This window comes from Synechococcus sp. PCC 6716 (assembly GCF_022570815.1).
Taxonomy (GTDB): Bacteria; Cyanobacteriota; Cyanobacteriia; order Thermosynechococcales; family Thermosynechococcaceae; genus Thermosynechococcus; species Thermosynechococcus lividus.
Window position 1 is genome coordinate 570,851 of sequence record NZ_JAKLTU010000001.1, and the last position, 10,520, is coordinate 581,370.

General features: G+C 52.7%; 11 protein-coding genes. 2 read left to right on the forward strand and 9 right to left on the reverse strand.

Annotated elements, in window-relative coordinates:
- Positions 1-9: 9 nt before the first annotated feature.
- From secC to L5220_RS02805, 3 genes are all read right to left on the reverse strand, one after another.
- Positions 10-3,738, reverse strand: a complete 3,729-nt coding sequence (gene secC, locus L5220_RS02795; protein WP_499571418.1) for a diguanylate cyclase/phosphodiesterase SesC — start codon at positions 3,736-3,738, stop codon at positions 10-12.
- A gap of 103 nt (positions 3,739-3,841) precedes the next feature.
- The gene (gene rpe / locus L5220_RS02800; protein ID WP_448514440.1) at positions 3,842-4,543 is read right to left on the reverse strand and encodes a ribulose-phosphate 3-epimerase; all 702 of its coding nucleotides are present in this window, start codon (positions 4,541-4,543) and stop codon (positions 3,842-3,844) included.
- 223 nt (positions 4,544-4,766) lie between these two features.
- Complete coding sequence (locus L5220_RS02805; RefSeq protein ID WP_499571421.1) at positions 4,767-5,180, reverse strand: pentapeptide repeat-containing protein; 414 nt, start codon at positions 5,178-5,180, stop codon at positions 4,767-4,769.
- A 66-nt stretch (positions 5,181-5,246) separates the two neighbouring features.
- On the opposite strand from L5220_RS02805, the gene L5220_RS02810 reads away from it, so the two are divergent.
- Positions 5,247-6,158 (forward strand): AEC family transporter, encoded by a 912-nt coding sequence (locus L5220_RS02810; RefSeq protein ID WP_499571423.1) that lies wholly within the window; start codon positions 5,247-5,249, stop codon positions 6,156-6,158.
- A 91-nt stretch (positions 6,159-6,249) separates the two neighbouring features.
- Here L5220_RS02810 and L5220_RS02815 read toward each other — a convergent pair whose 3' ends face one another.
- Together L5220_RS02815 and tnpA are read right to left on the reverse strand one after the other, a co-directional pair.
- A complete protein-coding gene (locus tag L5220_RS02815; protein WP_499571425.1) occupies positions 6,250-6,810 on the reverse strand; it encodes an RNA-guided endonuclease InsQ/TnpB family protein in 561 nt (186 codons plus the stop codon).
- Positions 6,791-7,309 carry an IS200/IS605 family transposase gene (gene tnpA / locus L5220_RS02820; protein ID WP_499571427.1) on the reverse strand — a complete coding sequence of 173 codons (519 nt, stop codon included), beginning with the start codon at positions 7,307-7,309 and terminating at the stop codon, positions 6,791-6,793. Before tnpA ends, L5220_RS02815 begins: the two co-directional genes overlap by 20 nt.
- Positions 7,310-7,388: 79 nt before the next feature.
- On the opposite strand from tnpA, the gene L5220_RS02825 reads away from it, so the two are divergent.
- Positions 7,389-8,531, forward strand: a complete 1,143-nt coding sequence (locus L5220_RS02825; protein ID WP_499571429.1) for an RNA-guided endonuclease InsQ/TnpB family protein — start codon at positions 7,389-7,391, stop codon at positions 8,529-8,531.
- On the opposite strand, the gene L5220_RS02830 is transcribed toward L5220_RS02825, so the two are convergent.
- From L5220_RS02830 to L5220_RS02845, 4 genes are all read right to left on the reverse strand, one after another.
- Entirely contained in the window at positions 8,528-8,755 is a 228-nt protein-coding gene (locus tag L5220_RS02830) for a transposase (protein ID WP_499571431.1), read from the reverse strand. The genes L5220_RS02825 and L5220_RS02830 overlap by 4 nt on opposite strands.
- A complete protein-coding gene (locus L5220_RS02835) occupies positions 8,745-9,167 on the reverse strand; it encodes an RNA-guided endonuclease InsQ/TnpB family protein (RefSeq protein ID WP_499571460.1) in 423 nt (140 codons plus the stop codon). The genes L5220_RS02830 and L5220_RS02835 overlap by 11 nt, the downstream gene beginning before the upstream one ends.
- 128 nt (positions 9,168-9,295) lie before the next feature.
- Positions 9,296-9,397: a cytochrome b6-f complex subunit PetM gene (gene petM / locus L5220_RS02840; RefSeq protein ID WP_099799527.1), complete on the reverse strand. Its 102-nt coding sequence runs from the start codon at positions 9,395-9,397 to the stop codon at positions 9,296-9,298.
- A 153-nt stretch (positions 9,398-9,550) separates the two neighbouring features.
- Positions 9,551-10,504, reverse strand: coding sequence for an IS110 family RNA-guided transposase (locus L5220_RS02845; RefSeq protein ID WP_499571462.1), 954 nt, complete (start codon positions 10,502-10,504; stop codon positions 9,551-9,553).
- Between the last annotated feature and the right edge of the window lie 16 nt (positions 10,505-10,520).

Sequence of the window (10,520 nt, forward strand, 5' to 3'; positions counted from 1 at the left end):
AAGAGGGGATCAAATTTGGGGGATGTCACCTAAGGGCATAGGGGGGTAGAAGGCGTAGCCTTGAGCACAGCAGCACCCCAGAGCCAGCAGTTGTTCGGCTTGGGCGGGGGTTTCCACCCCTTCGGCAATGACCTTTAGGTTGAGGCTTTTCCCTAAGGCGATGACTGCGCCAATGATGTTGGCAGCAGCGGCGGTGTGCCCAAGGTTCACGACAAAGGAGCGGTCAATTTTCAGGGCGTAAATAGGCAACTGGTGCAGCCGACTCAGGGATGAGTAACCGGTGCCAAAGTCATCAATGGTGAGAGCGACCCCTAACTGTTGGAGTTGCTCTGCCACCGCTAGGGTTGCTTCTAAATTGCGGATCATTGTAGTTTCGGTAATTTCTAGGTGCAACTGTTGCGGTGCTAAGTTCGCCTTGCTCAAGGCATGGGTAATATCCTTAACAAATTCAGGATCCACCAGTTGCTGCGGCGAAAGATTGACCCCTAGGGTGAGTGCATGGCGCCGCGGGTCTGCCTGCTGCCACTGGCTAAATTCAGTGATGGCGCGCTCGAGTACCTGACGACCAAGGCTGACAATTAACCCCGCTTGCTCCGCTAAGGTGATGAATTCTGCCGCTGGAATTTCGCCTTTTTCGGGATCAAACCAACGACTGAGGGCTTCCAGCCCAATAATTTTGCCGGTGTCTAGGTGCACAATGGGCTGGAAATAGACCTGCAGTTCACTGTTGGCGATCGCCTGTTGGAGTTGACTTTCAAGGGTAAAGCAGCTTTGGGCTTGCAGATGCATTTCCGGCGCAAAGACCCGGTATTGACCTAGCCCCTGTTTTTTGGCGTGGTACATGGCGATATCGGCATCCCGCAGCAGCATGGCCGCGGAGGCATCGGCGCGATCGCTAAACGCTACACCAATACTGGCGCTGAGGCTCAGGACATGGCCATCAATCACCAACGGTTCTTGGATCACCCGCTCCAGAGCCAGCACCTGCTCGTTCACTTGGGTGTGCATTTGGTCAGGGTCAAGGTCTTCGCAGAGCACCACAAACTCGTCGCCACTTAGGTGTGCTAGGGTATTCTCTTGCGGCACGACGGCTTGCATGCGCTGGGCAAGGGTGATAAGAACCTGATCACCCGCCGCATGCCCTAGGCTATCGTTCACCCGCTTGAAGCGATCCACGTCGATGAAAATGACTGCAAAGGGGCGATCGCGATGGCGTTGGTACTGGCGACAGCAGTGCAATAGGCGATCGTTGAGTAGGGCGCGGTTCGGGAGTCCCGTAAGGCTATCGTGGAGGGCATCATGAATCAACTGCTCCTCCATTAACTTACGGCGACTAATATCTCGACCGACGCACTGATACTCTAAGCACCGCCCATGGCTATCAAAAAACGCCCGAGTTGTCCACTCAAACCATTCCACCCCACCATCCGTGTGGTTGACAGCACACTCAAGGGTACTGATGGGCTGATCGGGTGTGAGTGCACCAAGGTGGTGTTCAAAGCGCTGCTGAGTCTCTGGAGCAAATGGGTGGCGGAGCACATCCCCCAAATCACAGCTCAGATCAAATCGAGCCAAGTAGCGGAAAAACGCAGGATTGGCAAAGGTGAGCCGCCCCTCCGGCGTACAGCGGTAGAGGAGTTCGGTTTGTGCCTCTAGCACCCGGCGGTAGCGATCTTTTTCCTGGTGCAGGGCGCTCACCAGTTCAGCACGATGGATCCCCAACCCCAACTGTTCCCCCAACTGCCGAACCAGTTCTATTTCATCAAGTGCCCAAGGGCGGGTCTCCGAGCAATGGTGGCACAGCAGCAGCCCCCAAAGGGTCTCTTCCTGAATAATGGGCACTACTAAATTGGCCTGTACTGAGAGACTTTTCAGGAATTCATGGTGACAGGGGGTGAGGGTGGCGGTATCGATGTCGGCGATCGCCAGTACACGTCCCTCTAGATACGCCTGGGCGTGGCTCTTGTGAAAACAGGGATCGTGAAAGGCGCAGTTGTGCAAAGAAAACTCTGGCTTGGCTACCGATTCGGCCACCACGGTGCCACTGCCATCAGCGTGAAACTGAAAGATCAGCGTGCGGTCAATGCGCAGTAATTCGCGGATTTCGGCCAGAGCAGTCGTGAGTACAGTGTCTAAATCAAGGGATTGGCGGATTTTCAGGGTGAGGCGGTGCAATAGCTCGGCTTGGGTTTGTCGCCGTTGTAGCGAGAGGCTGGAGGTCACTTGGGTTGTAATATCTTGAAGAAAGACGGCCAGACCCCGACGGGTAGGAAAGGCGCGCACCATATGCCACTGGTTCAGACTGCTGTAGAAGGCCTCAAACTGCACGGGGGTTTGCTGGCGCACAGCAGTGCGATAGTGCTCTTCAACAAGTGTATTCAGGCAATCGGGACACACCTGCCACAGAGACTGCCCCAGAATCTCTGACGCTGACTTGGCCAGCAGACGGCAAAAGCGACCATTGACGTAGATGATGCGGAAGTCGTGATCCACCTCAAAAAAGTAATCCGACATACTTTCGAGAATATCGGTGAGTTGGTCATAGGCCGCTTGCAGGCGATCGTTAAACTGGCGTTCCTCCGTCACATCCCGCGCCGCAGCATAGAGGCGATGTTGCCCCAATACCCCTTCCCATTCATACCAGCGATATTCCCCCTGCTCGGTACGCAAGCGAATAAGATGCTTAGAAACAGACTCTCCCTGCAACAGTTGTGCCACGACAGCACGGTGCCTTGGGCGATCCGCGGGGTGAATAAACTGCTCAAAACTAGCTCCCAGCAGTGTATTCAAGCCATAGCCCAGATGCGTGTACCAGTGGTGATTGACTCGCCGCAATCGTCCCTCGGTATCAGCAATCATAAATAGCCCCAGCGACGAACTAAAGAAATACTCTAGCTCTGCTGTTTTTTGGGCCAGTTCTGCCTGTATCCGGACGCGATCGCTAATGTCCCGCTGCACCGCAAAATGACCGGTAATTTCGCGTTGTTCGTTGTACAGACAAACGTAATTCCCCTCAATCCAAAAGGATGAGCCATCCTGACGAAATAGCTCCAGTTCAGTGTGGAAGCTCCCCAAATCAAACAAGGCACGCCACAGGCGTCTTCCCAGTTCCAGATCGTGGCCAAAGCAGTCACGGGGGGTCAAGCCAATCAGTTGATCTTCAGAGCAGCGGTGTTGCTGAGCCAGAGCAGCATTCACCTTCGTAATGCGTTGATGGTCAAAGACGTACTCAAGGATGGCCTCCTTGTCCACCGTGTCATCCCAGCGCACGGGCTGATCCAGCATCATAAAAAAGCAGGCTTCGAGGGATTGCTGAAAAAAGGTTTCAAGGAGTTCCTGATTCCTTTGCAGTTGCAGTTCCAGTTGCTTGCGGCGGCTCACATCTCGGGAGGTGGTCACCAAAAATAGGGGTGTTCCCTGTTCATTGCAGATGGGATGAGTGAGGGTTTCAAGCCAGATGTAGGAGCCATTTTTTTTGCGCATCCGGTAGGTCTCAACCAGATCCGTTGTCCCTTGCAACGCCAAGGCATGGGCACCACTGCGAATGCGCTCAACATCATCGGGATGAAAAAACCGGTAGGGACTTTGGCCGACGAGCTCATCGGGACGATACCCCAAGAGCCGTTCACTGGAGGGCGTGACGTAAAGATAGCAGCCATTGGGTTCGTGCAGACAAATCAGATCATCTGTGTAGTTGACCAGTAGCTCGGTAAAATGTTCAAACTCGCCGATGAGCATGGTTTAGATTCCACGATTGCCCCACCGAAACACGTAGGGCAAGATATTTAACGCCTCCTTCACGGTTTTAATTTAATTTAGGATCAACTCCTGTAGTGCGCCGTTAGTGCAGCACCGGAATATTTTCAAGACTAGGACGTTTGCTATTGCGAATGCCGGCGATCGCCGCCGCATAATCTGGAGCATTAAACACAGCCGAACCAGCCACAATGGCATTGGCTCCCGCCTCTAGCACCTGCCACGTATTATCAACCTTCAGACCGCCATCGACCTCAATCCATGGATCTAAGCCCCGGTCTTCACACATTTGCCGCAACCGTTGAATTTTTGGCAGAACGGCTGGAATAAACTTCTGGCCGCCAAACCCTGGGTTCACACTCATAATCAAGATGAGATCGCACACCTCAAGGACATACTCAATGAGGTCTAGCGGGCTAGAGGGATTGAGAACCACCCCAGCTTGCTTACCTAATTCACGAATTTGACACAGGGTGCGGTGCAAGTGGGGCGAAGCGTTGTGCTCTGCGTGCACAGAGATAATGTCGGCACCGGCCTTGGCAAAGTCAGCCACATATTTTTCCGGCTCAACAATCATCAGGTGCACATCGAGGGGCTTCTGGGTGAGGGGGCGAATTGCTTCGACAATTAACGGCCCAATTGTAATATTCGGAACAAAGCGACCGTCCATGACATCCACATGAATCCAGTCGGCACCCGCGCGATCGACGGCTTCAATTTCTTCGCCCAAACGGCTAAAGTCAGCAGATAGAATTGAGGGCGCAATCACAACGGGCTTAGCACTCATGGTAGGTCGGCGTCCGTAGATTTAAGGTAACAGTTGCTACTAGTTTAGCCCCCGATCGCCCCTAGGGCAACTCCTTTTGCGGCTAGTTCCCTATGACGGGTTTCAGTATATTCTTGATGCGTACCACACACTTCGTTCCAAGTTCCAGTTGGATGCATCTGCGCAAGACACTTCTAGCAAAAAACCTTGCTTAAAGTTGGTTTGTGGAGCCTTGCCTAGAGGCTTACCCTGAGGTGTGACCATTCGGCAGCACCGTACCTCGCAGGGTGGCGGTTAATAGGGAGGTATGGGTTAGGGTTGCCCCTCTGAAACTGGCACGGCTGAGGTTGGCTTGCCGCAATTGGACATTTGTTAGCTCAGCATTAATCAATTTTGCTTCAATAAGTTTTGCATCACTCAGGTCAACATTAGTCAAGCTAGCAGTAGATAAATCTGCTCCGCTCAGATCAATCCCTGAAAGGTTGACATCCTCGAGGGTCACCCCCCGTAGATCGTAGCGGCGAAAGTCACGACGACCAGTAGCATACTCCTTGATCAGTTCCGCCGCTTTCTTTTGGTTAATAATTGCGGGGGCGTAGCGGTTCAGAAAACCATGGGCATCTAAGGAATTAACAGGCCGCTCGGCAGAACCGGTCATTTTAAATTTGGTATTATAGTTATTCTTTAATTGTAGCGCGACCTTTAGGCTATAGTCGATTCAGTCTTGTTACCTACCCTTGCCCAACTCTATGGCTTGATTTTCTTCTGCATGGGGGTGGGCTACATTGGTGTGCGGTTTATGCCTGCTACAACAACAGGTTGGTTGGCTCAAGGGTTGTTTTGGGTGGGTGCTCCCCTCTCTGCCTTAAGTTTCATTCTCACAACCCCCTTGACCGGAAGTAGTAGCTTGGCTCCCTTAATGGCATGGGCAGGGATGGGTCTAGGTGTTGGTGTGGCGTGGCTATGGTTACGGTGGCACCCCTGCCACACTCGCCAAGGGGCAGGTAGTTTTCTGTTGGCAACGATGGTCGGTAATACCGGTTTTATTGGTTATCCAATTACATGGCAACTACTGGGGAGCAGTCATTTTAGTTGGGCTTTATTTTACGATCTGCTGGGTTCTTTGCTAATTTCCTACAGCGCCGGTATTGGCTTGGCCGCTAGCTTTGGTCAAACGTATGTGTCTGTGCCGAAGCTGCTTTGGCATATTGGCCGCAATCCAACGCTTTGGTGTGTGGGGTTGGGGTTGGCGCTACGGGAGTATCCCTTACTGGCGATCGCCCATCAAGGACTGCGGGCCGTGGCGTGGCTCATGGTTTTGGCGGGACTGGTCTATATGGGAATGTGCCTTGGGGAAACAAACCTACACATGGACTGGCGGCGTATTATTCCCTGTTTAAGTATCAAGATGTTTCTGGTGCCCCTACTGTTAGGGATAGGGCTGACCCTTGTAGGGGTTAATGGTTTACCTCGTTTAGGGATCGTCTTGCAAGCGGGTATGCCGCCTGCCTTTATGACCCTTGTGCTGGCAGATGTCTATCGTTTAGACCGCCCGTTTGCCGCGAGTCTGATCATGGTGAGTCTGCTGGTGTTAGTGCCACTATTACCCCTATGGCTACTGCTATTTGGTTCCTAGGCAACTGACTGTGGCAGGAGACGTCCCTTGGTCGCATGAACCATCACTCGTATGACCCTTGCAAGGAAGTGAACTACCCAACGCTCATCCTTCAGATAGAGCGTGGGCTTCCCTTTTCACAGGCAACCGCCTCTGCCGTAGTGGACGTTCGCCCATACCGCTTTGGTCTTACATTGCCTCCAAGGGCAGCAGCACTGGTTCCCAATGCCAAAATCCGCAAGCCTTTATTCCTGATGTTGATGGCAGCATTCACGTCCCGGTCATGCTTCTGCCCACAGTGAGGGCAGTCAAACACCCTGACGCTTAAATCCATTTTGGGTAGGGGCAGCAGACTCTCTGAGCAAAGGTGAGAACTTGGGAAAAAGCGCCCTACTTCCAAATAGATGTTGCCTTCTGCCTCCGCTTTGTACTTGAGCATGGTGCAAAACATCCCCCAGCCAGCATCACTGATGGACTTGGCTAGGCTATGGTTCTTCACCATGTTTTTCACAGCTAGATTTTCGACCACGATCACTTGGTTCTCGTTCACTATCTTGCGGGATAGCTTGTGGGGAAAATCTTCTCGCGTCCGTGAAACCTTAGAATGCACCCTAGCAAGCAGTATTCTGGCTTTGTTCCACTTGCCGGTGGTTTTATAGAAAATGGAGGGCACGGGAACCAGATAAACCCCCTTCCTTCAGGTCGGGGATACAGAATGGTTCCCGCGCCGCTGCAAAGCGGCAGAGTTGATCAACCCTGGCACTCCTCGATATAGCGCTTAACGGTTTGAGCCGACACATTGCCACAGATCCCCAATAAAACGACCTGGCCCAAAGCGGATCTTTTTGGTAGAGCTGCTTCAGCCAGGGAACCTCCATCCTAAGATGCCGTGAACTGTAGCCTTTCAGGATGTTCACGACTTGAGACGCTGACATTCTGGGCGGGAATGATGCAAAAACGTGAACGTGGTCTATCAGGGTGCGGTCAATCTCGATGGCCTCAATCTCAATGTCATTGTTCGCCGCCGCCTCTCGGATATACCGCTTCGTGGCCTCAATGATCGCCTCATCCCAAAAGATTTTGCGCCGCTTAAAGGGTATCCAGACAAAGTGGTGCCCTGATTGATACTTGGCGTGGCGCGTTGACTTGACCTGTACACCATCTTGCCTCATAGCGGTTAAACCCTTGCCCTGCATATTGCCGGTAACTGCACACCTATAGTATAGTTTTTAGGACGGACGCACTACAGTCATGCTGATTAACAAAGCCTACAAATTTCGCATCTACCCGAATCAGGAACAGGAGCAATGCTTTGCTCACCACTTTGGCTGTGTGCGGTTTGTCTACAACCGGATGTTGGCGCTGTTCAAGGAAACGCGCCAGTTCAATAAGAATCAGTACAAGGTGATGCTGCCCGACTTGAAGCGGCAATTTGAGTGGCTGAAATACCCCAATTCACAGTCACTCCAAAGCGCCGTAGATAATCTGGCCTCGGCTATTGCTCGATGGGGCAAAGGGCTTGGCGGGTTTCCGGTGTTCAAAAAGAAGCACCTTAAAAACAGCTTTGAGGTGCCCCAGAACTGGTTTGTAGACGAAGCGGGAAAGCTCCACATTCCGAAACTGGCCAGCGGCATCAAGGTGGTGTGGCACAGGCCCGTGGGGCAGCACGACAAACAGTGCTATCCCTATAAGGTCAACTACATCGTGATTTCGCGCAGTCCGTCCGGGAAGTACTGGGCCTCGTTCTCCTGTGTGGTGAACGTCCCCGACCCGGTGATTGACCCCGCCCTAGACAGGGTGGGGGTTGATAGCGGCCTGAAGGACTTAGTAGTTGGCGTCAACCAGAAAGGGTTCGTCAAGTACCAGGTCACGGCACCCCGCTACTTTCGCAAGGCGGAGGCACGGATTTCGCGGTTACAACAGGTTTTGGCGGCTAAGCAAAAGGGGAGTAACAACTGGCGGAAGGTAAAGAAAAAGCTGGCCATCGCCTATGAGCGGGTGGCCTTTAAGCGGGCTGACCTAGCCCACAAAATCAGTTACCAACTCACCCAGGAAAACCAACTGGTGGGGCTGGAAACGCTGAATATTCAAGGCATATTGAGGAATCACTGCCTAGCCAAGTCTGTTTCGGATGCTGCTATCCGAGCGCTGCACGTCTACACCACCTATAAGGGCAAGTGGTACGGAGCTGCCGTTCAATTCATTGAGCGCTGGTTCCCGTCCACCAAGCTTTGCTGGGATTGCGGGTCACTGAACGACAATTTGACGCTCAGTGACCGAGAGTGGAGGTGCCCATCGTGCGGCAGGCAGCATGTTCGCGACGTGACCGCTGCATGGAATATCCTGCAAGAGGCGGTTCGTCTTTTACTGGGGAACCCGGAATTAAGCCCCTAACCGGGGTAGAAGCCTCGCCCTTCTAGGGCGGGGTTCAGTTCACCCTTCTTCCTAGATAGCTTGCGCTGCTTCCGTTTCAGTTTGCGCTCATGCTTAGCAAGGTGCTTGGGATTGCGATACTTTGAACCGTCTGAAGTGACAGCGAAATCAATTAACCCTAAGTCAATCCCAATGGCTTTACCTTCACTGCTTGCTTTTGGCTGTTCAACTTCGTCATCTATCATTAACAACGCCAAGCTTTCCGGAGAACTTAATCTCTGAAGCGCTGAGCAGTTTGACGTTTGCAGGATACTGGAGAGACTGCCGACCGTGGCGAGTCTTGAACTTCGGATACTTGGCTCGGCCATCAAAAAAGTTAATGAACGCCTGAGACAAATTCAGCACCGCGGACTGGAGGCATTGCGAGTAGCATTCCTTGAGCCACGGGTGCTCCAACTTCCAGAGCGGAATCTGCTTTTTCATGTCGTAAGCAGAAAGACCTTTCCCTGTCTCGTTGTAGGTCTGAGAGAGTGTTGCAAGGGACTGATTCCAAACCCATCGCGCGCAACCAAACGCCTGAGCTAGATGCGTCTGCTGTTCAATCGTGGAATAGAGTCTAACCTTGACGCTCTTAACATGAACCTTTATCGCAGTAATACGACCATAATAACACGGTTAGATAGGTTTGCCATGTCATCAATCAAATTGTTCGCCTACGGCTCACGCGACTCTCATCCCGACGCTGACCCTAGCACGTACAGCGCGGGGCTTCCCGTCTAGAACAGCTAATCGTCGGGGGTTAGGCGCAGTAGCAGGTAGCCCGCCCCTAGGCCGACAAGAACAAGGGTGAAGGAAATGACTGCGGTGTTAAAAATTTCTTCTGCCATAAGATTGCAAGGCTCTAGTGAACAAGAACCCATTGTAGCCAATTTGGGGACATTCTCGGTGTTCTAGTGGGGTGTTGCTGAGTGTGGCTATGAATTCCCTCATCCCCAACCCTTCTCCCTAGGGAGAAGCGATTATCTTAAAAGTCAAGCAAATTATGATGCTGGAACAGCCGATTGACTCCCATCTGAGTTGAACGGCTGCCAGTCCGTACCATGTTTGAGCATGGCATTGAGAATTGTTAATAGCTTATGCATACAAGCCACTAACGCTACTTTGGTAGCCTTGCCCTTCGCTAATAAGCGGTGATAGAAGACGCGAATCACTGGATTATGGCGCACCGCCACCAAAGCTGCCATGTACAACAGTTGACGCACAGCAGCACGACCACCAAAGATAGCGCGTTTGCCTTGCTTCTGCCCACTATCTCGGTTGAATGGGGCAACGCCCACCAGCGTACTGATTTTTCGAGTGGACAACTGTCCCAGGTCTGGCAACAGGGCTAACAAGGTCGCGGCGACGACCTTGCCCACCTCTGGAACCGTCATCAGCCGCGTCTGTTTTGCCTGCCAGGGCTGACATGGATGGATTTGGGTGGCGATCTGCTCGTCTAGTTGCTGAATGCGGTCTTTGAGCCATGCAATGTGAGCTGCTATATCTGCTTGGGCTGTTCCGCGTAAGCCTGACAAGCGGTTTTGTTCAGCAGTCAGGATGTCTACCAGTTGCCGCCTGCGGGTGACCAAGTCCTGAAGTTCTGCGTCCGCTTCGCTGGCCAATGAGCGAATCGGTGGTTTCATCGCTTCGCCAAACCAGGCTAAAATCGCGGCATCGACCGGATCGGTTTTAGCCAGTTGATTGGCAGCTTTGGCAACGTTTCGCGCTTGCCGAGCATTAATCACGACCACGGGATAGGCTAGCGTGGACAGCACCAACGCCGCTGACCGCTCATAGCCGCCAGTGGATTCTAGAATCACCCGAGCGACCGCCTCAGGCGGACACAGGTGAGTCAGAAGTTCGCGAATCCCACTCGCGGTGTTGCTCACGCGAAAACTCTGCTTCTGGGGGCGTAGATGTACATCTAGCCACCGCTTACACACATCAATGCCAATCCATTAGATCGGAAGA

What these genes read in the sequence shown, in the direction of transcription:
- secC (WP_499571418.1), bottom strand. Translation starts at nt 3,738, where the DNA reads ATGCTCATCGGCGAGTTTGAACATTTTACCGAGCTACTGGTCAACTAC.
- rpe (WP_448514440.1), bottom strand. Translation starts at nt 4,543, where the DNA reads ATGAGTGCTAAGCCCGTTGTGATTGCGCCCTCAATTCTATCTGCTGAC.
- L5220_RS02805 (WP_499571421.1), bottom strand. Translation starts at nt 5,180, where the DNA reads ATGACCGGTTCTGCCGAGCGGCCTGTTAATTCCTTAGATGCCCATGGT.
- tnpA (WP_499571427.1), bottom strand. Translation starts at nt 7,309, where the DNA reads ATGAGGCAAGATGGTGTACAGGTCAAGTCAACGCGCCACGCCAAGTAT.
- L5220_RS02825 (WP_499571429.1), top strand. Translation starts at nt 7,389, where the DNA reads ATGCTGATTAACAAAGCCTACAAATTTCGCATCTACCCGAATCAGGAA.
- L5220_RS02830 (WP_499571431.1), bottom strand. Translation starts at nt 8,755, where the DNA reads ATGATAGATGACGAAGTTGAACAGCCAAAAGCAAGCAGTGAAGGTAAA.
- petM (WP_099799527.1), bottom strand. Translation starts at nt 9,397, where the DNA reads ATGGCAGAAGAAATTTTTAACACCGCAGTCATTTCCTTCACCCTTGTT.